Source organism: Vibrio sp. 10N.261.55.F4 (assembly GCF_041470465.1).
In the GTDB taxonomy this organism is placed as follows: Bacteria; Pseudomonadota; Gammaproteobacteria; order Enterobacterales; family Vibrionaceae; genus Vibrio; species Vibrio crassostreae_C.
Genome location: NZ_JBFRMM010000002.1, coordinates 98,039 through 119,042, shown reverse-complemented (window position 1 = coordinate 119,042; position 21,004 = coordinate 98,039). Strand labels below are relative to the sequence as shown.

Here is a 21,004-nt window from a genome sequence, read left to right as displayed (position 1 = left end):
CCTGAACTTCAATAACTAAGCGAATAAGAGTGCTTATCTGAACTAATACGGCTATTTACTCTTATTCGCTTAATTCATACTGTGATTTGGCTTGGTGGGTTACTTAGCGACACCTTGAAGCATTTCAACCAATTCGCCTTCTGTCGCTGGTTCGCTAGCGAGTTCAATCACAGCCGAAGCTCCTCCCTTTAACATGTAGGCTTGGGTTCCGCAGTGGTCATAGTGGAACCATTTACCATCTACACATACGTCGGTATAACATCTTGGGTCTTGTTTAAGTTCCATATCAATTTCCTTATTAACATTTGCCTAACGTTTTTCAGACTAGTTGATCACAAATCCAGGTAAATTGATCTAAATCAATCTAGAGTGTAATTGATGATTTAATTATCAAAATAAGAGAGGTGTGTCTAGCGAAGGAGCGACCTCTCGTTGGGCACTGCGCTCAAAGGTCGTGATTCTGGTTGGCAACTCTCGCTCTTTTGCTTGCCAGGTGATGCTTTTCTACATACGCTAGCTACTCTCTTAATCCCTATACAGACTTGATTGTGTTGGAAAATGACTAATATCTTTATCGTTGTAATTGTTCTGGTTGTGTTCTTTTACTTTATTCAAAAGTATGTGGTGAAACACGATGACACCAAAGACCACGCTTATCAAAAGAAAGGCGCGTTGATGTCGGCGCAACAGGCGACATTCTATAATGCGCTAAAATCAGCTGTGGGCAACCATGGGGAAGTGTTTGCTAAAGTCAGCATGTCGAACGTACTTGTTCCTGCTAAGACGAACAATAAGAAGAATTGGTTTATCGCCAACAACAAGATCTCACGTAGTTACTTCGACTTTGTTGTTTGCGACCCGCGAACGCTAGAGCCCCGCGTTATTATCGAACTTGATAACGGCAAAGAGCTCAATAAAGGGAAAGTCGATCGCGAAAAGCTACTAATTCACGTGTGTAAATCGGCAGGTTTACCTCTGATTGGTGCTTCAATTAAACACAGCTACCAAGTGAGCCGTTTGAAGAGGTTACTGGCAGCACACATCGATTTAATCGAGCCATCAAAAGAAGTGCGATTTTGTAAGAAGTGTGGTAGCCCAATGATCATCAAACTGGCAAGCCAAGGCGATTACAAAGGCCGACGCTTCTTCACTTGTAGCCGCCAGCCAAACTGCACCTATACCGAAAACTACAACGTTGTATTCGATGTTGAAGAATAGTTGGTATCGATAGTAATGCATCCGGTTGGACTCGATTCAATCGCTTAGATACGAATAAGTTATACAAACTAAAAAGCCGAGCATTGATTATGCTCGGCTTTACTAATATTAAGTGGATTGGTTTAGACTAAAACGCGTAACGCATACCGAGCTGTAGCTCATCTTCGTCGTTATCGCCTTGCCCACCTTCGCCCTCGTCTAACATGTTAAACTTATAACTACCAAAGAAGGCCACATCGCCAATATAACGTGCGTATTCTAGACCGATAAAGTTAATGTCGTAATCTGCAATATCGTCAGCTTCAAAGTAGCTGTAGGTCAGGTTGACGGTGTTGACACCAAACGAGTATCCCAAGTAAGCATCGGCAGAATCGTAGTCTGAATCTTTTACGCCTAGACCTGAAATACTACCAAATTGATAGAGTGCGGCGAACCAAACCCCCTGATCGTTGGTGTACTTAACCGCACCGATATAGGCATCAGAAGTTTCTGTATCTGTCCCAACGCCATAGGTTTCATCACTTGACGCATAACCGACGCCAATATCTAACCCAATCGAAGTGCTGCCGGCGACAACTGCACCGAAGCCGTCACTTTGTGCTGATTCACTATCTGAATTGAAATTGCCATCAATTTGAAAGGTGATGTTGTCGCTTGTCAGTTCATAACGTAAAACATTTTTTGCTCGATCAGCAGTCGACACCGTGTATTCATTGATATAGCCGCTGAAGGTTTCAGCCATATCCGTCCAATCGGTTAAGTAGGTAACGGCATTATTTTGGTGGCCATAATAGACGTTACCGTGATTGGTTTGAACACCCGTATATAAGAATCGAGTGTTAATGCCGATATCATCTGATGCGCCATCTTCAGACTCTGTTAGTTCGAATTCATATTTCCCAAAAAAGGAAACATCGTCCGACGCTTTTTGTGTGCCATCGACACTTAAGCGGACACGTGATCTATCACTATAGGTGCTACTATTACCAGCACTTTTATTCGCATCAGAGAAATTCCCTCGAACTTCTGCGCGGCCGCCGATATTGAATACTGTTTCATCTGTCTCATAAATGGTCGCCGCCGATACGGCAGATGTCGATAGTATGCTCACCACTGCAATGGCGATATGTGATTTTTTCATAATTTATTCCCTATTTTTCACACTTGTATTTATCGCAAACCATAAATTCACGTATAGCATTGAATTTAGATTATTGATTCCTACAGGTTATGAATATAGGCGCGCTTTACCATTATGCAAATTTCATTATGTATTACTGTGCTGTATGTATTCAAAATAGCTATGATGTGTGGGGTTGGGTTTTGAATTGCTTATAGATTGTTGCTCTTGAGGGAGATTAATTGTAGCTGATGTTTTTCGACTATAGAGTGCTATCGTATTTATGTATGTTGGTAATAACCCGGCCACTTTATATGAAAAATCCGAATTTAGTCATTGCGGCCTAGCAATTCGATGACGACGATTACAAAATCGTGGTGATTTTTATGAATGATGTATTTCAGTGAGTTACAAAGCCTCTGCGTGCCTTTCACTTATAATGATCAAAATACTACGGTAACCCAATGGGCAAGCAAAATTTTTGACACTAAATATAGGCATTGATCTATACCTGTATGGTTACTGTAAAGGCCAAGAAAAACGGTATAGACAACAAAAATCCCAAATTGAACACATTAGGTTAGTTAATTGGTTGTCATCAAGGATTAGAATTTTTTCTAACTAAACTTTGTTTTTCAGCGGTTTGACGATAATCTGGGTGTAAAATCGACATGTTGTTATGTCTTTGATTGCAAAGTGAGCAAACGAATCGCAAGATGCCAGTTAATACTTGCACCATCTGTTTATCATGGATATCATCGTTGGCGTTCTAAGGGAATGCGTCCGTAGCTCAGTTGGTTAGAGTACCGCCTTGACATGGCGGGGGTCGGTGATTCGAGTTCACTCGGACGCACCATTCCTTCTTTAGTTTTTATTGCATAACTATTGAGTTTGTCACAATGGTAGTAATAAGAAATTAGAACATCGCCCGCTTAGCTCAGTTGGTTAGAGTACTTGCATGACATGCAAGGTGTCACTGGTTCGAGTCCAGTAGCGGGCACCACATTATACGAAAGAGCCCACCTAGTGTGGGCTTTTTTGTACCTTTAATTCCTTTTTTTATCAGTCTCTTAGCTGTTTATAGCTCCCAAGAGATTCCATGATGTGTTGTAAAATCCACCGTTTAAAGTAATCTCTGAAGTAGTCTTTTACGATCTAAGCAATTTCGAGGTTACTTCAGGGGGTTACGATGGCGAAAAAAGTACAGCCTTTAACGGCAACTCAAATCAAACAAGCGAAGCCTAAAGAGAAAGAATATAATTTAGGTGACGGTGATGGATTATCATTGAAGATTAAGCCTATAGGAACAAAACTCTGGCGTTTCTCTTATTATCATCCCATTTCACGAAAGCGCTTGAACCTAGCCTTAGGTAAGTACCCTGACGTCTCACTAGCCAAAGCTCGAACCAAAGCTATTGAAGCGAGAGAACTACTTGCTGATGGTATTGACCCTAAAGAGCACCGTGACACTACTCTCAAAGAAAAACAGTTAGAATTGTCGAATACGTTACAGTCAGTATTTGATGACTGGATCGAAGTCAAGAAAACAAGCGTCAAAGAGCAAACGGCTAAGAAGCTAAAGCAACGAATTGAGAAGTACCTCTTGCCCGACCTCGGTAAGTTTCCTCTTGGTAATATTACGGCACCACAAGCGATCAAAACAATTAAACCTATTGCGAACCAAGGTAAATTAGAAACAGTAGGGCGCTTGTGTCGTAACCTCAATGAGATAATGACCTTTGCAGTAAATACGGGTGTGATTGAGCACAACAAGCTAGCAGGCATTGGTAAAGCTTTTGAAACCGCCAGGGTAACCAACCAAGCTTCGTTAGCCCCAGATGAGCTTCCAGAGCTCCTCAAAACAATCAACTACGCATCCATTAAACCCATTACTCGCTGCTTGCTAGAATGGCAACTTCACACCATGACAAGGCCAGCTGAAACTGCTGGTGCACGTTGGGATGAAATTGACAGAGAAAAGATGCTTTGGGTCATTCCTGCTGAAAGAATGAAAAAGGGAAGAGTGCATACTGTCCCTTTAACAAAACAAACTCTAGATCTATTGGAAACCATTGATTTCATCACGGGTGATAGTGAATACATTTTCCCTGCTGACAAAAGTAACAAAAATCACATCAACAAAGAGACAGCAAATAAAGCATTGGTACGAATGGGCATGAAGGGTAGGCAAACTTCCCACGGTTTGCGCGCATTAGCCAGTACCACCTTAAATGAGCAAAACTTCGATCCAGATATTATAGAAGCCGCACTTTCTCATGTGGATAGAGATAAGGTAAGAAGCGCATACAACCGCACAGACTACCTTGAACGTCGTAAAGTTCTCATGGCGTGGTGGAGTGATCATATCGAAGAAGCTGCTTCAGGTAGCTTGTCGATGAGTGGTAAAAAGAGCTTGAAGGTTGTGGGTTAATAGATATTGTAATTTGATGTCTAGTAAATGAGGGTTACAGTGTAACCTTAAACCTTCAATAAGTTGAAAGGCATTGGCTTGGCGTAGAGTACGGTTTTCTATGGTGCATATAACCTAAATAATTTCAGACATATGTCATTTAAGTGAAATCCACTCACTTGTAAGGTGTCAATATGCCAAACGTAACCACTCGATTAATTCGTCTCAATGAAGTACTAGTAATGACTGGCTTATCAAGGTCGGGAATGTATCGCTCTATAGAAAAACAGCAGTTTCCATCACAGGTGCCAATTGGAGATAGGGCCGTCGCATGGGTAGAAAGTGAGGTTCAAGACTGGGTCCGCCAAAGAGTGCTAAACAGGTAAAATTAAATATTGGAGAGCTTTATAGCTCTCCAAGCATGCTATAGAAGCTTAGAGAATTGTGTGGCTTTATTTTTTTTATCTTCTTCAATGCTTCTCATTAATTCTTCAGATTTACTAGCAAACTGATTGGTCATCAAAGTGATTACCTGGTTGATGGGCATGTCAAATTGTTTGGAAAGCTGATGAAGCTGGATTGATACCGTTTCGTCAACAACGATATTTAAGGTTTTTTTGTTTTCCCTTGTGGTTTTTTCCCTATATTTCTTCTGCGACCATGCTCTTTTGAAGTTCATCATGATCAGTTTTTTTTCAGCGTTGCTAATATCTAGTGAATGAAAAATAGCCGGAACGACTTTAGTGTGACTTTCATTGATGTTCATTACGTTTGGCAATTTAGCAACGATGCTCTTTACTGAGGATATTTTGGGAAAATAGTCAACTACCCACGCCACCTGGTCATTATTTTTATCATCAAGCCAGCTAAATTTAAACACTTCTGATGAGCTGTAGTACTCGTCAATTATACTATTGATTAACTCTCTTTTTTTCTCGATTTGTATTTGTGATGAGATAAATGCATTGATGAGGTAATTCAGCATCGAATTAATGTCGGTGATAGTGTTTGGCGGTGTTTCTGGTAAATGTTGAATGAGGTTATTTGTCACAATTTTTGTAAATATGTAGATTATAAGTCGAGTGTCTTTTGTGGTTGAAAACCGCATATCGCTCAATGAAAGTACATCATAGGAGATCGTTCTGACTTTTGACTCTGGTGTATTGTGTAACCCGCCTAGCATGTCCGATGCATTCTTGAAGTACCCCACTATTTCTGATTTATACCTTTCCGAAGTTAATTTTGGGCTCGATTGGAAATTAAAGTCAACGCTTTGCTTGTGATTTAGATGTTGGGAAATTCCCGCAAGTTGATATATGTCATATTGTTCAAGGAACTCAAAGCACATTACTTTTTCTGGCGGATTATCAAATCTTGGCATAGTGATTACTTAGTAGTATTTTTGTGTGATTGCTGGGTGATTTATAAGCTATTTTCTGATTGTTTTACAGTGTTTTTTGATTGTATATAGAGCTAGTTCAAAGTGTTTCATTCACGACTGTACCTAGGTTTATGCACGACGTAGCCTCTTGAGGGGGAGTTAGATAACTTCAGAGTTATCAGTTTTGCACTGATTGGCCGGTAACTTACACCACTACGCTCATCTGAAATGTTTTGCCAGGTCTAGCTTTGAGGTGGGTAAGGAACAAGTCTTTCCTTATCCAAAGTTGAGATTGGGGATTGCGGTTATGGTTAATATACCTCCATGGTGGGGTGAAATTATTTTTAACAATCATCCACCTTTCTATACCGAATTAACCAGAGGTATAGAAAATGAAAACACTAAAAAAGAAAGTCACTCATAATGATGAGTTCAATGGCCTACCTGTTTTGAAACAGAAAGAAGGCCTGTTAGTTGATTATCTACAAAGGATTTATGACACGCTGGATTTAGCTTTGGATGATCATCCTAGAACGATGGCGGTAAGAGTTGATTTGCGATTACCGCTTTTAATGGTGATGGAAGAATCAAATTTGATGAAAAACTTCATTGCTTCGTTGGATGCGCAAATACAGGCTGATTTAAGAAGGAAAGAAAGAGCAGGGAAACCGAAACGGAAATGTCGATTAAGATATGTATGGGTGAAGGAAAAAGATAAAGCGTTACATCATCACTATCACCTTGTTCTGCTGTTTAACAAGGATGTATATAACAGCCTGGGGTCATTCTCTAACCGAAACAACCTATCTCACAAAATTAAAACGGCATGGTGTCGGGCATTAGATACTGATCTTGATGATGGTGGTCGTTTAGTGCACTTTCCTGACAATTGTGTATACCACATCGATGTAAATAGCCTTAGGTCTTCTTCTGTTCTTGACGAGCTATTTCGTCGTCTCAGTTACTTTGCCAAAGTACGCACCAAGCAATTTGGTACTGGAAACAGAAATTTTGGTTGCTCAATAAAATAAAAAAAGAGAGGGGATACATCCCCTCTCGACTCGTTATGATTAGTTAGCAGGCACTATGGGCAGTTCTTCACACCCCCCCATATGAGCCACGTCCACTAAAGTATCTAGAGAGTCACCACACTGCGTTTGGTGAGTGCCGTTAGGGTAAGTGGTACGTACAATCCAGATACCTTTGCTATTCACGTCTGTGATGACATTTTTCTCAGCTGTACTTACAACTGATGTACGTGTCCAACGTGATGCATCGTAAGATTCAGTTGAGTCCAGTGAGTAGTTCCAAGTTGAGAACTGGTCCAGCACTGTTGGGTCTGTGATGTTAGAGTACAAACCATCGTTGATTAGGTCATTGATAACAGCATCGTCACCAAAGTCAAAACCCCACATACCAGCTTGTAGTAACACATTGCCGTCTTTCAATTCACGAATGACGTTAGCGTAAGGTACGCTAGAAGAGTACACGAGTGTATCTGCACATGCAGTATGGTCGTCAACTAGAACAGAAGCGGATACAGAGAATGTAACAGTGTCGTTGCCGTAGTCTTTTGAGTTCTGTACGTAATCATTAGTTAAACCACAACCGTATTTGCTGATTTCTGGTAGGTAGTCGATTAGGTCATCAGTGTATTTTTGCACTGCGCCTTCTTCGGCTTTGATTTTGTTACGGTAAACGATGAGGCGGCCTACAGTTTCTAAGTCAACAGAAACTTCAAATGCACGTAGAGAATGTGTGTCGGCATCAAACACGCGTTCTTCACGATACCACTTAGTGAAATTCCCTGCGTCGTCTTTCTCAACGTAGTACTCAACTGTAGCTTTCCAAGCGTTAGGGTTCGCATCGACTAGAGCTGAAGTTTCAGCATAGCCTTTTGCTAGACCGCTGGTTAGAAGCTGGGCTAGTTGATGCTGCTCGGTGTTACCAGAAGCGATGAAGTCTGCGTATAGCTCGTTAGCAGGAATGTTGTAGCGGTTACCCAACTCGTATTCCTTCTCGGCGACTAGACGTACAACTTTGTTTTGCGCTTCAGTATTCGCAGCCAACTCTTTACAGTTGCTTACGCCACTTTGTAATAGGTCTGTTTCAACAGCTGACCAAATCACTGTAGTGAATGGAGTAGTAGCAAATACATCTTCGCCTACGTTGTCAGATGAGAATGAGGGCGGAAAGGTTAAGCTATAAGGTTTATTAACTAACCCATAATCGCTATCGTATGCACCAGTAGGCACATTGACGATAATTGGTGAGTACTCTTTACAAATTAAGTCATCTTCTTCAATAGCAAAATCGAAACGACCGTTCTGATCTGTGGTAGAGCTAGGTTCATTATCGTCTTGTACACCATTGAAGTTGTAATCTAGGAACGCAGTAGCACCCTCGACATAGCCATCGATAGCCACACCTGCGATTTGAGCAGACGGAGTACCTGGATTAGTACCGCCACCCCCTCCGCACGCTGTCAGAGCGAAAGCGATAGAGCTGACAAGAGTTGTCTTCAATAACATAGTATTTTTCATAATCCTTCCTTGTGTGGTTAGTTGAACATGTTGGTCTTGTTCTTGAATGTTGAGTTTTATTTAGAGGTAATGGCCTCAGATAGTAAAAATCCTTCAGGGTAGGTGAACTCGAACGTACTGACGTAGATGTCTTGAATTTGGTTGAGTGGGGCTGAGCAAATACGCTTTTTGAATTGGTAGATCAATTGAAGGCAATCATTCTCTAATACCAACCCAAGTGGACAAACGTATTGAAGCACTTGTTCGTTACGTAGATGGAGCCGAGCTTCGCGTTGGTGATAGATGGATAGACAAAGTTTGTCAAAAAGAGCCTCGTTATAATCATCTTTGTTACCAAGCCGTTTATGCCGAACATGAGTACGTGAGGTTTGGCGATGATTCGCTGATAGTAAGGGGGCAAAACAGTCCTTAACACTTGAACGATAACTTTCAGGAAGCATCGATCTTAAGCTCTCAAAAGCGAGTTCAATAAGTAGAGACTCGCTAGGGCCAATAGCATATTGAGAATGAGCTCGTCGATGGTAGCTATAAGGGAGGCTTCTATCGTCTTTTTCCACATCTAGATAAGTCGTCAAGATGTTCAAGCAGCGTTGTACAGTGCGTTTCGAGCGTTCAATGCCTGTATTTGTTAGTCGTTGATGAACTTCGTTCGCCGTGATCTTTCGTTGAGTAGGGATGAGAGAGTAAACTTCAAATACCAACTCAATATGTTCGATGCGTTGCTTGTTGGGTTTAGAGGGCATGGGACCACCAAAATTGAAACGTGATCAATCGCCTCAACACTTTTGAGTGATGAGTTTAAGAATCAAGTTGATTAGGGATCGGCTGGTGGCCACACAGCCTGATACGATTACTTCTTGTAGTTAATGACGAGTTTGTCTGCGAAAGGGTATTTAGCTATTTCATAGTCTGGGTTTCTTGTGGCTAAATTATGCGCCGATATTGCGGCTGCTGAAGCTAGGCCAAAAATGACAGCAGGGCCGGAAGCCAAGGTGGCAGCCATCGTTGTAGAGCGGCCTGCTGTGTATATTCGACAAGATAGATTTTGAGCCTCTATAAGCCGTTCAATCTTTTTCACCGTCTGAGAGAAGTTTTTTACCCGAGTTAAGGTGAACGACTCTTTTCGTTGGATTAAAGCGATGAGCTCTTCATCATTGGTATGATGCAGTACATTACTTGTAGTCATTGTGAATCCTTAGTTGGGTGTCTATGAACCATCACTGATGGCATTAGAATAAGGATGGGTGAGACAAATAACGTCTCACTCAAATGGCGGATAATGATTATGTGAAATGGGCTGTATATTTGAATTTAAATGACCTCGGGAAAGGCCATTATTTATCCTTTGCTGCTTCTAGAATTTCACTTAGTAGGTAACCTCTGTTCATCAACTCAATAGTGGCTAAGAGCCGTTTTAGGTGAGCCGAAGAAAGGCGTTGAACGAATTCAAACAGTTCGTGATCTGAGCTTTGCTCTACCTCCTTTTTAAAGTGCTGATACTGTTCATTAAGGTAATGACAACTCGCGAGAGCGACTCTGATGAGCGCTTTTGTGAGCTGCTCTTTTAATGGGGAGATATTGGGCATGATTGGTATCACTTATCGGTAATGTAGTGATAAGTCGTGGGGTGGGAGTCAATGATGAAAAGTCATTCAGGCCTTGCTACATATAGGGTTAGCTCTCTCCGAAGCACGACTTTTGATGGCTGTAGTGGTCCGGTGCCTTTGTATCGTGACATAGACCCGGACGGGTTGTTCTCTCATTACGAAGTGATAGATATAGAGTCAAACGCTTCCATATCGATGTAGTTTAAGAAGTTATCCTGCCAAAGCTCGAACATCTCTACAGCGGAATAGTTGCCCTTGATTGGGCTCCATCCCCCGAATTCTGTAAAGAACGCTTGGTCTCGAAAATCAAAGTCTAGACATCGCGCCAATTCTGGATACACATTCCCAACGTAAGCGAAATCAGTGATGTATTCGACATTCCATAGACCACTGGAGATCTGTGTCATCGCGATTTCAACAGGGTGAAACCCACCAGCTTCTGAGCTGTATGAACTATCTCGAAAGTTGAACGTCAGGTAAGTACTTTGGGCTATTGACTCACTCTGGGTTAATTGTTGTTGAAAATGGTTGTTTAACAGTGCGTGAAGTTTGTCTGACACAGGTAAGCTTGATGGATGAAAGAGCAGAGTAGACATAATGATGCCTCCTTGAATTTAGGTGAACGAGTCGGGTGATGGATTAGCCTTAGCGGACTTGAGTGAGCTGTATGTCATCGAAGACATGCTGAGTTAAATGCTCATGGAAAGCGCACATCCAGGCTTGAAACACTTTTGTTGTGACAGGGTGGCTCAGGCTCGCTGCCCCTGCATCTGGTTGATAGCACCAGTGATTCAGTAGGTGGAAATAAAGATACACATCGAGCGAGTCGGTGGCTTTGTCCTGATAAGTAAAATTGGCCACGAAAACCAAATTCCAATCAGAGCGTGAATTCTCCCGCTTTAACTGAATCTCTACAGGGGCAACCCCTTCCTTTGTTTTGTAGTAGCTTGTGTTTCGGCAGTTGAGTGCAATGCGTGTCGTGTCTTTAGGGATCGAGTAGCGAGCGATAGTTTGCTCTAACTGCTGGTGGAGTTTGCTATTGAGGGTGATGTCACCATAGTGTTTCTCAATCATAACCAGCCCCTCTCTGCAAACGATGTGCATTGTTCCCCGACAACAATATGATCCAGAACTCGAACATCAATGAGCGCTAAAGCATCTTGCAATCTCGTCGTGATGCGCTTGTCTGCTTGGGACGGCTCAGGATCGCCTGATGGATGGTTATGAGCAAAGATAACCGCCGCTGCATTAGCCTTCAGAGCAGTCTTTACAACCTCCCTTGGATAGACGCTTGCCGCATCAATCGTCCCTTGAAACAACTCCTCAAACTCAATTAATCGGTGTTGGTTATCTAGCAACATGACGGCGAACACTTCGCGTTCACTGCCGCCTATCTTAAATCGCAAATAGTCTCGGGTAGCTTGTGGATTGGTAAATACATCTCCTCGTACATAACGATCTTCTAATATCTCTGCTGCCTTTTCTAGAACGCGATGTTCATGCTCTTGCTGTGAGAGTAGTGGTGGTGAAAGTGTTCTCATTTTGGTTCTCCTTTAATCAGGCTTTAGGTCATTCACTTTAATGACATATACCTCAAAAAGGTTTGAATCAGAGTAAGCCGAGCCAGCCTCATTTTTTTTAACACTATCTCCTTATCCCATGAGGACCACAGGCATAGGAGAACGTCCCATGAGATTTTTAAAGCTAAAAGAAGTGATTGAGAAAACTGCATTAAGCCGCTCGGCGATATACAGAAAAATGGACGAAGGTAATTTTCCTGTATCGGTAAGCTTGGGAGATAGGGCGGTCGCTTGGGTAGAAGAAGAGGTGAATAACTGGATGGAAATGCGCTTGGCTGAAAGACCAAGCCATTAAGACTGAATTAACGCCACTGCACCAATTAAGGCATTACCAAAATGGTAGGCCAAAACTTAAAAAGAGGAACAAAATTATGAATGAAGAAAACTGTGCAATCTACATTGCTATCGCGACTTCGAAAGACAATACATCAAACCTACAAGGTGGGATTGGTATCAGTGTTTATAACTACGATGGGCAGTTAGTTGACGAAAATAATCTATTAGTCGGTGAGATTGCCGATAGTGCTGAGTTAGAGCTTATCGCATTGATAGAAGCTATAGCTTATGCCAGAGATGGAGACTGCCTGTATTCGAGTAGTGAATATTGTGTGAAAGGGTTCAATGAATGGTTAGATAACTGGAAAGCAAAGGGGTGGCGAAAATCTGATAAGAAGCCAGTAGCTAACCGTCATTTATGGCAACAAGTTGATACGTTGAGATCAAGTAAGTTTGTTGAAGTAAGGCGTGCGCATAAGGTCGGAGATTTTGAACAGATGGGGAAAGCGGGGGATATGGCTAGGGAGGTGCTTTGAACTGGCTTTATTCTCCGAGATCTTAATCACAGTTATTAACACTTATCAAAGACTTAATCGTCATATTCAAACGACCTATATATTATCGAGTCAGATTGATATATAGGTCGGTTTATGTCGGGAAATACTTCTTATTACAACGAAAACGCGGTTCAGCTTTCAAACCAATATGATTCTTTGGAATTTGAAAATGTCCACCGTGCGTGGCGCATGTATTGGCCTTGTGGTGCTATAAGGGTACTTGATATTGGTGCTGGCTCAGGCCGAGATACGAGGTGGTTTGTTGAACAAGGCTGCTCAGTGGTCGCCGTTGAACCAGCAAACGAACTTCGCCAGTTAGGGAGCTTAAACTCCTCGACTCAAGTTCAGTGGTTAGACGATGCTCTGCCTGCTTTAAGCAAAGCTAGAGAGCTGTGTAGTCATTACGATTTGATTTTAATTTCAGCGGTATGGATGCATCTAAATTCGGCGGTTCGAAAAGAGTCGATCGCTGTATTGTCTGAGCTGCTCTCCGAGAATGGAAAACTAGTGATATTTATCTAGTTGTATATCACACTTGTTTACATTGACTCATCGAGTACTCGTAATATGCAAAGGTGCTGTATATCATCCGAGTAATCTTATTCTTTGGCTAATAACAAGGTCTGGATCTTTTTTGACAAGGAGATGCTGTGACAAAGAGTCGTAACGAAGAACCATTTAAGTACTCATATGAATATCCAAAGAAATGGTTTCATATTGTCAGGTTTGGATTCAAGCTAAAAGCTTTTTGGCGATGGTTCCGCGTGCAGAAGCCAGTCACTAGATTGATGGGTTACCAATATCAGGTTGCTGATGACTTGATTGAAATAGATATCACCTACCAGTGTAACTTGAAGTGCAATAACTGTAATCGCTCTTCAGCCCAAGCCCCATCGAAAACACATATTGGACTCGATGAAATAACCCAGTTTGTTGACGATAGCCTAAGTAAGAATAGGCACTGGCGGAAAATAAGAGTGTTAGGTGGAGAGCCAACGCTACATCCTCAATTCAGCGAGATCCTTTCGGAGTTGTATCGCCTAAAGCTAGCTTATCCTGCTCTGACTATTCAGCTTGTGACTAACGGCTATGGTCGTCGCGTCAATAAAGTGATATCAATGCTTCCAGAATGGTTGTGTATTGAAAACTCAGCGAAAACGGATTCTGTTCAACCAGACTTTGGCCCATTTAACTTAGCTCCTGTTGATAGTTGGTACCACAAGTTTAGTGATTTCTCGAACGGCTGTGATATCGCAAAGACTTGCGGTTTAGGTCTTACGCCTCAGGGTTATTACCCTTGTGCGGTTGCTGGTGGTATTGACCGAGTATTAAATATAAAAGGTGGGCGGCAGCGTTTACCATTCAGTGATGATGAAATGCGTGATCTAATGAGGCGTAATTGTGGCTTATGTGGACGATTTCGAGATGGACATTATGTTCCACCAAAACTACGCCCTAGAATATTTGAGCAGCGTACTTCAGCAACATGGAAGAAGATTTATCAAGAGTGGGAAATCAACAAAAAGCGTTAGTTCTGGCTTGATTGCAAAAGGTATAGAAAGTGGATGAATGGCATATTGTTGGCAATGGTCCAGGGGACTTAGTCATCAAAAAACATGAGAAAGTTATCCGATTTAATCAACCATTGACCACTGCTTCAAGCGCTGATTTGGTGGTGACTAATAGTAAGTTGGCAGGCATCACGGCAGGCGTTCTTGTTCAAGGCGAAGTACCGAGCAAACTGTTTTGTGAAAAGCTAGAAGTATATGGGAAGGAATTGGAGGACCTATTGGGATGTAAACCTTCAATTGGTCTGCTCACTCTCAAAACAATGCTTGAACTTGGCGTCACAATAAATGTTAGTAGGATGAATTTGCTGCCTTCACTTGAGAGGCCTCTAGATTGTAATCAACGGAAAGCGCTGCCAGCTGCATATCACAACTGGCTGGGAGAACGTCGTCTCGCCTCTGGTTGGATGGATAAATTAAATTGGCCTGGCTATGAAGTGAAGCTAGCGCGTCATGACAAAGTAGATGACATAACAATCACTCGACATTGCTCCAAGCTTCAGTCGTTGCGAAGTTTACCAAAAGAAGAAGCGACTCAATTATTGAAAGGGCTATCCCAGGTTAAGCCTATGGCATGGTTGGAGCACATTGATTCTTCGATCTTAAAGACCTTAGAATCACTATTTTTTGTTTTAAGGGGGAGGTGTATTATCTCCCCAAACTGGTGGCTCTACGACAACGAATTGTCTAGTGAGGTAAACCGTCTTCAAAAAAATCTGGCTTTGGCTCAACAAGCTCTACTTCTCTCCGAGAAAGTGAAGGCATAGACATAATTTCTTGAACCATTTGGTTATTGTGCTCTTTTTCATCTCGGCCTAGCTTTTTACGCATGTGCCAATAGGTGTAGCCTGTGTCTAGGTAAATAGGAGCTTTTGCGAGTTCCGCCATAGGTAACATGGTTAAATAATCTGTAGCCAAATCGAACCACTCAGAGCTGTCTTTATGTTTGTAATATTCCTCGGGGACTTGTTCAAACAACGCTTTGGTGAATCCCCTTAGGTGGCTCCATACATTTGCACCGGCAGCAAGTCGAGGATTGCGGTAATCAGGCTGGTATAAATGCAGTGGTTTATTAGGACGAAACATAGGCATCTGAACTAAGTCCGCACCCTGTTTTCTGGCTGCATACAAAGCATCAACAACGCTGGGTTGCATTAAGCAGTCATCTTGGTCTAACACTACAACCAAAGAGTTAGGATCTTGGCAGATCTCTTTTATTGCCAATATGAAGTTTGGCATTCTCCCAGTGTTAGAACTGCGCCTTACCAGTGTGGTTTTAGCCTGAAGCTCATCCAACAACATTGGATAACACCAGTTATGAGCGGAGCCACTTGCGTCGTCAATCACGATAATACCAAAGCTTTGATTTGTCTGGTTACGCAATGAGTCTAGGCAACGTTTTAGTAGAGCGTGGTCGGTATACCTACCTTTTAATAAAAAAACGATTGCTTCATGCCTTTGTTCATATTGCCAATGATTGCCGGGTACCCAATCAAATTCCTCATGCTGCTTCGTCGGTTCGATTCCCTGAGAGATCAAGTCCCTTGCCAATGAAAGTTCAGGAAGGTGTTTGTGTTCATTTCGAGGATGGACGTAGTAACTTTGTGGATCCCCACCACGTACAGCGCGAAGCCCTTTACATTTCATTGCTTGTTGTAGTGCACGATGCCAGGTTAAAGTGAATCTGCCTCTGTCCAAGGGATTATCAATTGGCAGTTGAAGGCGAATCCTACCGAGATCCAAGAGTCCGAAACGGACCTCAGGAGCAAATTCACCCGGAGCTCCTTTATAAGGATTAAAATTAGAGCTGCTTTTGGGAATATTAAAGCCAACAGCAAGTACATCCTTAGGCTCACAAGCGTAAATCATGTCGGCGATATAATCATGGTGCCAATTGCGGCGACCAATAAGCACGTCTAAATCGCACTGCAGTACATATCGAGTCGTAACTTGGTCAAATCCCCAGATCTGAGGGAACAAGGGAGCATTTTGACAGGTATGTGTTTCTCCGCACTTAGACTGTGCAAACCATTTTTCATACGTTGTATTTATGGTTGTTGCGCTTGAAGGGGAAACTAGCACGGAGTCAACTAGTCCATTGTCTCTCAGCCTCTCGGCTTGTTCAATAACGGAGGCTAGGTTTGGATTCGAATACTGGCGTAAAAATTGCCCCTCATGAGGATCAATCAGAAGAACTGTTTGTGCGAAATCAATTGGGTAGCGAAGCTGCGTAACGATATGCAGTACTTGGTCACTAAGTACTTTAGCATCTTGCGCACAGGCTTTGATCATTAGAGTTACAGATTCACTCTTACACGAGACCGTCGGTGTTAGGTTACGGCAAGGTTCGACGCATTGTGGATGAAGCTCAGTGATTAACTTACGGTAGAACTGCTCGAATCCAGGAAGGCTCATCAACGCATCATCTTGTCTTCGCCAGCTTAGCCTACGTACGACTTCTTCGTCAGTATTCGCCAATATTCCGATAGAATAAAGGCGGGCACACATATCCCGAAAGCGTGAGGACGTGAGAGGCTGTAGGTCCTTTCCGACATCAATGTATTCCAGGTCTCCTTGTGGAGTGACAATTAAGTTATCCCGCTTGATGTTGAGAGTGCAAACTCCAGCGTGATAGAGTTTTTTGAGGTAATCTACAATGGATTTTTCGGAAAGCTTCTCATTAGTTAATGCATTATTTTGGAAGGAGGTGCTGTACTGCCAAAGACCATCACACTTTCTCCAAGTTACCGTAGAAATAGGAAGGTCTTTTTCGGCGAGTAAGGTTCGCAGGCTTCGGACTTCGGTATCTGAAATAGCCCAAGGGTAGAACTCCTTAACCACTTGATTATGCTGTAGCCAAACCGCCCCTTCCATACCAACACCTAACAGATGGCGATTGGTAGACAATAGAGTGCTCCATGTTCTTGCAACATAGGCAAGCCTATTTCTCTGATCTTGCCAAATTTCGTTAGACTTATTTGTCTTTGTATCTTCTCCATCAAGAGAGTAGATGGCATAAATAGGATAAGAACAAACGGCTACCTTGGAAGGATTTAGCATTAATAGTTTAGTGACCAACCAGTGGTCTTCTGCGCTTCTGATGTTTGGGTACCTGATACCTAGATTATTCTTCAGTAATAGGTTGCATGAAGGAAGCTCTCGTTGTTGCTTGGCAGAAGCAAAATTATCGATAAATCCCGCTAAACTTAGATGATTACAGAGCTCGTTTGGATTTGCGATATTGTCATTTTGGAGGATCACCCCTCCTTTTCTCAGCTTGTTGCTTCCCAGAGCCGCTACTTTATCTGTATCGCGAACAGCCTTCCAAAGCCCATGCAGGCTATCTTTAGCAAACAGTTCATCGTCAGCATCTAATCTTGCAACCCATTGTATACATGGCTGTGTATCTGCCCAGTCCAAGAGAAGGTTGCGTGCCCTAGCTGGCGAACCGCACTCGGCTTGCAAGAGGGTAACAGCTGGGTGGTGAAGTAAAGCACTTGCTTCCGCTGACCAACTTATGTCAGAGCTATCATCCAGTACAACGATGCGTGCAATCTGCTTTTGAGCAAGAGACTGTTTAAGTGCGCTGTCAAGAGCGCGGATGAGGCCTTGCGGTTGGTTTTTGTGGGTAATCGCGACTACCACTTCAGCAGTGTCAAATTCTGGTGCCGAAGTGTGCGCAACTCGTAAGTTTCGGTCGCACAAGATCTTAGTGTATTTAATGGGAGCGCGTGGGTGAAAGTTAGCCATTGACACTCTCCAGAAGTTTTATTTCGTCTAATATATCGTTCTTGGAAAGTGCAAACAGTGCAGCGGCGCGTTCGAAATAGATACCCATTTCACTTTGTGACATTTTCTCTCCGTGAAGTTTTAGAAACTGCGCGCACCCGCGCAGTTTCTGTTTTGAGCCAGGGGCAGAAAGGGCATCGGGTGTTTGATTGCAAATCCAATCTACGGTCGCCATATTGGTATAGCGAATGGTGACCAATCCGGACTCCAAAATTCGAATTGCAAAATCTTTATCATTTCCACTAGTTAAGCCGTCAGTGAAACCACCAACTTTGGTAGCAAGTTCGGTCTTAATAAAGGTATTTGAGCCTTGCCATCCTGGGTTACCAACTAGAAAGTCTTTAACCTCAAGATCTATGGGAATATTGGTAGCGACTGTTTTGTGATCAATCTTCACATTGATACCAGACAGAACGATATCTGCTTTTCCGTCATCGCTGCTAAGCAGGCAAGAAGATAGATGCTCAGGCTGCCAAACATCATCATCATCGATGATAGCGATATAGCTATTTGGAAAGTTATCAGAGATATAGTTGATACCGGTATTCCAACTGCCAGCGGCGCCGGATGCACGTGAATTGACTAATACACGCAGCGGAATACTTTTGAGTTCAGAACGCAGGTTCTCTACTTCATTCCGATCTAGTGAGCGTGTATCTGATACGAGCACAACGGCTTTAGGTTGGCATGTTTGATTGATGACTGAAGGAAGCGCATGCTCTGAAAGTAGTGAAAGCCTGGGCGTTGTAGCGATCAGCACAATGACATTATTCATTATTGAGACTTTGATTGATGATTGACTTGATTATAATAAGCAAATTGATGAGTATGTGATGTAACTGACTGACATTTATGAGCATTTGATCAACATTTGCATTATCTATGCGTTTTTTTCAATTACAGGAAGGCTATGAAAACACTTGTAACGGGTGCCGCCGGTTTTATCGGTAGTCATATTTGTCGCAGGCTTTGTGCTGATGGATACGATGTGGTCGGCGTTGATAACCTCAATGACTATTACGATGTTGGCCTTAAAAAAGCGAGGTTGGAATGGATTGGAGATGTAGGGTTCGAATTTCACTGTATGAGTGTCGAAAACTCAGATGAATTAACTCGTTTATTTGATGAAGAGCAATTTGAGTGCGTGATTCACTTAGCTGGGCAGGCTGGCGTACGTTACTCTTCGGAAGATCCTATGGTCTATGGACAGAGCAACTTAATGGGTTTTCTTTCAGTCCTAGAGGCGTGTCGAGGTTTTAAAATTAAACACCTGGTGTATGCGTCATCGAGCTCAGTGTATGGATTGAACGATAAAATTCCATTTTCAGCGAATGACAATGTGGATCACCCAGTTTCTCTTTATGCTGCAACTAAAAAGGCAAATGAGTTAATGGCTCATAGCTACTCTCAAATGTATGGGTTACCAACGACAGGACTGCGTTTTTTCAGCGTTTACGGTCCCTGGAGTCGACCTGATATGGCGTTCTATAAGTTTACAGAGGCAATGATTGAAAAAAGGCCGATCGATGTTTTCAATAACGGGGAACTTTATCGGGACTTTACTTACATCGATGACGTTGTAGAAGCAGTAGTTCGAGTAACAAAGAATATTCCCAAGAAAAACCATGAATGGTTAAAAGCTCACGAGACTATTGCGCAAAGCTCGGCGCCATATCAGATTTTTAATGTTGGTAGCGGGGCTCCAGTTAAACTCACAAAAATGATTGATTTGTTGGAATGTCAACTGGGAGTATCTGCGATAAGGCAATTGAAGCCAATGCAGGTAGGGGAAGTGAATACAACATACTCTGATGTAAAAGAGATTTTTGATGAGATTGGTTTTAGGCCACAAGTACCATTCCACGAAGGCGTTACAGCTTTCGTGGAATGGTACAGTGATTATCGGAGAATTTCTCAGCAACAAATCAAGAGTGCAGATGAGTCGATTTAGTTTTATGCTGGACTACAAAGGTGCGTTGTATGCTTTTTAAAGTATTCACGCGCACCTAAAAAACCAAATACGGCCTCAGCTCCTCAAAATTCCCTAAGATGATCTGTTGTCCTTTAGGGTTCGAATTCAACACATTAATATCGATGTTATAAGCATCAAGAACATAGCGAACCAGAGCTGCGTTCGTCGGTATTGTCAGGGTGCCTTTTTCCATACCGTAGTCGTGTGCAATCACTTTGGCCTGGGCTTCGGTCAATCTTGAGTCGGGGATTAACTTAATAGAGAGATGAGTATTCCAAAGCTCATCTTGTTCCTTTCCTTTTATTTTTTTTGTCTCAAGAGTTGGAGTCCCTCGAATTCGGCTCAGCACGAAATCTCGATAGTCTTCTGAGTGCTCGCAATAAGCACGGACATGCCAGCGTAATGGTGTGCAAACGAGTGTATGTGGAGAGATGATCCGTTCTACTTCTTCACCATTTGTCAGTGATGTGTAGCTTAAATCGACACGTTTTTTCTCTCTGATTGCTTGGACTAATGGACGTAAAATTTCGGGTGTAATGTTGCGCGTCACTGGGCGAACCATCGTCGTATTTTCAAAGCCCATATCAAGCTCATTGAAAGTCACAGTCATATCTTCACTTCGAGATAAGATGTGTAAGTATTCATCAGCATGACCGCTTGTTAGGCGTTGAGCAAAGCAATCACTGGGCTTGTATCCTTTCAACTGCTTATCGTAGACAAGGTTGCCTGGCGCTACATCGGTTAGGTAGGTGTTGATGTCTTTAGATGCTTGCTGCCTGCCAATACCAAAGCTCTTAATCAGGTGATTGGTTGTTAACCGTCCCTCCCACAGCGCGATGACTTCTATCATTCTGTAGCGGAATAGTAGATCCCATCGAATTGGCCATTTGCTCATCATCTAACTCCTGTCTATTTATGCGACGTGTGTATGTAATCAGTATTTACCTGTCGTTAATGGCGTCATATTATTGAATCTGCTGTAG

Annotated in this window: 21 protein-coding genes, 2 tRNA genes and 1 pseudogene; 12 read left to right on the top strand and 12 right to left on the bottom strand. The window is 42.5% G+C overall.

What is annotated here, in order from left to right; all coding sequences use genetic code 11:
• Positions 1-99: 99 nt before the first annotated feature.
• Entirely contained in the window at positions 100-285 is a 186-nt protein-coding gene (locus tag AB4249_RS01320) for a hypothetical protein (protein ID WP_017059179.1), read from the bottom strand.
• Between the two features lie 273 nt (positions 286-558).
• Here AB4249_RS01320 and AB4249_RS01315 point away from each other — a divergent pair, with 273 nt between their 5' ends.
• On the top strand, positions 559-1,218 hold the full coding sequence (locus AB4249_RS01315; protein ID WP_017065541.1) for a DUF2726 domain-containing protein: 660 nt from the start codon (positions 559-561) through the stop codon (positions 1,216-1,218).
• Positions 1,219-1,345: 127 nt separating this feature from the next.
• Here AB4249_RS01315 and AB4249_RS01310 read toward each other — a convergent pair whose 3' ends face one another.
• A complete protein-coding gene (locus AB4249_RS01310) occupies positions 1,346-2,359 on the bottom strand; it encodes a porin (RefSeq protein WP_229647281.1) in 1,014 nt (337 codons plus the stop codon).
• A 758-nt stretch (positions 2,360-3,117) separates the two neighbouring features.
• Between AB4249_RS01310 and AB4249_RS01305 the strand changes: the two genes are divergently transcribed.
• The 4 genes from AB4249_RS01305 (at position 3,118) to AB4249_RS01290 (ending at position 5,134) form a co-directional block, all read left to right on the top strand.
• A tRNA-Val gene (locus AB4249_RS01305) sits at positions 3,118-3,194 on the top strand.
• A gap of 70 nt (positions 3,195-3,264) precedes the next feature.
• Positions 3,265-3,341: transfer RNA gene (locus AB4249_RS01300), tRNA-Val, on the top strand.
• A 186-nt stretch (positions 3,342-3,527) separates the two neighbouring features.
• Positions 3,528-4,769 (top strand): integrase domain-containing protein, encoded by a 1,242-nt coding sequence (locus tag AB4249_RS01295; RefSeq protein WP_372102205.1) that lies wholly within the window; start codon positions 3,528-3,530, stop codon positions 4,767-4,769.
• 173 nt (positions 4,770-4,942) lie between these two features.
• The gene (locus AB4249_RS01290) at positions 4,943-5,134 is read left to right on the top strand and encodes an AlpA family transcriptional regulator (RefSeq protein WP_012604100.1); all 192 of its coding nucleotides are present in this window, start codon (positions 4,943-4,945) and stop codon (positions 5,132-5,134) included.
• Between the two features lie 38 nt (positions 5,135-5,172).
• On the opposite strand, the gene AB4249_RS01285 is transcribed toward AB4249_RS01290, so the two are convergent.
• Positions 5,173-6,129, bottom strand: coding sequence for a hypothetical protein (locus AB4249_RS01285; protein ID WP_372102204.1), 957 nt, complete (start codon positions 6,127-6,129; stop codon positions 5,173-5,175).
• Positions 6,130-6,521: 392 nt separating this feature from the next.
• On the opposite strand from AB4249_RS01285, the gene AB4249_RS01280 reads away from it, so the two are divergent.
• Entirely contained in the window at positions 6,522-7,160 is a 639-nt protein-coding gene (locus tag AB4249_RS01280; RefSeq protein ID WP_017104407.1) for an inovirus Gp2 family protein, read from the top strand.
• A 39-nt stretch (positions 7,161-7,199) separates the two neighbouring features.
• Here the strand turns inward: AB4249_RS01280 and AB4249_RS01275 are convergent, their stop codons facing one another.
• From AB4249_RS01275 to radC, 6 genes are all read right to left on the bottom strand, one after another.
• Complete coding sequence (locus AB4249_RS01275) at positions 7,200-8,672, bottom strand: hypothetical protein (RefSeq protein WP_372102203.1); 1,473 nt, start codon at positions 8,670-8,672, stop codon at positions 7,200-7,202.
• A 56-nt stretch (positions 8,673-8,728) separates the two neighbouring features.
• Positions 8,729-9,415 (bottom strand): hypothetical protein, encoded by a 687-nt coding sequence (locus AB4249_RS01270; RefSeq protein WP_004734951.1) that lies wholly within the window; start codon positions 9,413-9,415, stop codon positions 8,729-8,731.
• Positions 9,416-9,522: 107 nt separating this feature from the next.
• Complete coding sequence (locus AB4249_RS01265) at positions 9,523-9,858, bottom strand: hypothetical protein (RefSeq protein ID WP_004734952.1); 336 nt, start codon at positions 9,856-9,858, stop codon at positions 9,523-9,525.
• 576 nt (positions 9,859-10,434) lie between these two features.
• Positions 10,435-10,875, bottom strand: a complete 441-nt coding sequence (locus AB4249_RS01260; RefSeq protein ID WP_065678385.1) for a DUF2787 domain-containing protein — start codon at positions 10,873-10,875, stop codon at positions 10,435-10,437.
• A 49-nt stretch (positions 10,876-10,924) separates the two neighbouring features.
• The gene (locus tag AB4249_RS01255) at positions 10,925-11,353 is read right to left on the bottom strand and encodes a DUF2787 domain-containing protein (protein ID WP_065678384.1); all 429 of its coding nucleotides are present in this window, start codon (positions 11,351-11,353) and stop codon (positions 10,925-10,927) included.
• A complete protein-coding gene (gene radC, locus AB4249_RS01250; protein ID WP_009846898.1) occupies positions 11,350-11,820 on the bottom strand; it encodes a DNA repair protein RadC in 471 nt (156 codons plus the stop codon). The genes AB4249_RS01255 and radC overlap by 4 nt, the downstream gene beginning before the upstream one ends.
• A gap of 148 nt (positions 11,821-11,968) precedes the next feature.
• On the opposite strand from radC, the gene AB4249_RS01245 reads away from it, so the two are divergent.
• The 5 genes and pseudogenes from AB4249_RS01245 to AB4249_RS01225 all read left to right on the top strand — a co-directional run bounded on the left by AB4249_RS01245 (position 11,969) and on the right by AB4249_RS01225 (position 15,027).
• Positions 11,969-12,154, top strand: a complete 186-nt coding sequence (locus AB4249_RS01245; protein ID WP_017065568.1) for an AlpA family transcriptional regulator — start codon at positions 11,969-11,971, stop codon at positions 12,152-12,154.
• A 76-nt stretch (positions 12,155-12,230) separates the two neighbouring features.
• Positions 12,231-12,671 carry an RNase H family protein gene (locus AB4249_RS01240; protein WP_372102202.1) on the top strand — a complete coding sequence of 147 codons (441 nt, stop codon included), beginning with the start codon at positions 12,231-12,233 and terminating at the stop codon, positions 12,669-12,671.
• A 114-nt stretch (positions 12,672-12,785) separates the two neighbouring features.
• Positions 12,786-13,205: pseudogene (locus tag AB4249_RS01235) on the top strand (class I SAM-dependent methyltransferase); the annotation flags it as partial.
• A 137-nt stretch (positions 13,206-13,342) separates the two neighbouring features.
• Positions 13,343-14,224 carry a radical SAM protein gene (locus AB4249_RS01230; RefSeq protein ID WP_372102201.1) on the top strand — a complete coding sequence of 294 codons (882 nt, stop codon included), beginning with the start codon at positions 13,343-13,345 and terminating at the stop codon, positions 14,222-14,224.
• A gap of 29 nt (positions 14,225-14,253) precedes the next feature.
• Positions 14,254-15,027: a hypothetical protein gene (locus AB4249_RS01225; protein WP_371971208.1), complete on the top strand. Its 774-nt coding sequence runs from the start codon at positions 14,254-14,256 to the stop codon at positions 15,025-15,027.
• Here AB4249_RS01225 and AB4249_RS01220 read toward each other — a convergent pair.
• Both AB4249_RS01220 and AB4249_RS01215 read right to left on the bottom strand, forming a co-directional pair.
• Entirely contained in the window at positions 14,948-18,010 is a 3,063-nt protein-coding gene (locus tag AB4249_RS01220) for a glycosyltransferase family 2 protein (RefSeq protein WP_372102200.1), read from the bottom strand. The two genes, AB4249_RS01225 and AB4249_RS01220, sit on opposite strands and share 80 nt — an antisense overlap.
• Positions 18,003-18,824 carry a glycosyltransferase gene (locus tag AB4249_RS01215; RefSeq protein ID WP_102534761.1) on the bottom strand — a complete coding sequence of 274 codons (822 nt, stop codon included), beginning with the start codon at positions 18,822-18,824 and terminating at the stop codon, positions 18,003-18,005. Before AB4249_RS01215 ends, AB4249_RS01220 begins: the two co-directional genes overlap by 8 nt.
• Positions 18,825-18,959: 135 nt before the next feature.
• On the opposite strand from AB4249_RS01215, the gene AB4249_RS01210 reads away from it, so the two are divergent.
• The gene (locus AB4249_RS01210; protein ID WP_372102199.1) at positions 18,960-20,000 is read left to right on the top strand and encodes an NAD-dependent epimerase/dehydratase family protein; all 1,041 of its coding nucleotides are present in this window, start codon (positions 18,960-18,962) and stop codon (positions 19,998-20,000) included.
• Between the two features lie 55 nt (positions 20,001-20,055).
• On the opposite strand, the gene AB4249_RS01205 is transcribed toward AB4249_RS01210, so the two are convergent.
• Entirely contained in the window at positions 20,056-20,916 is an 861-nt protein-coding gene (locus tag AB4249_RS01205; protein ID WP_372102311.1) for a WYL domain-containing protein, read from the bottom strand.
• Positions 20,917-21,004 lie beyond the last annotated feature (88 nt).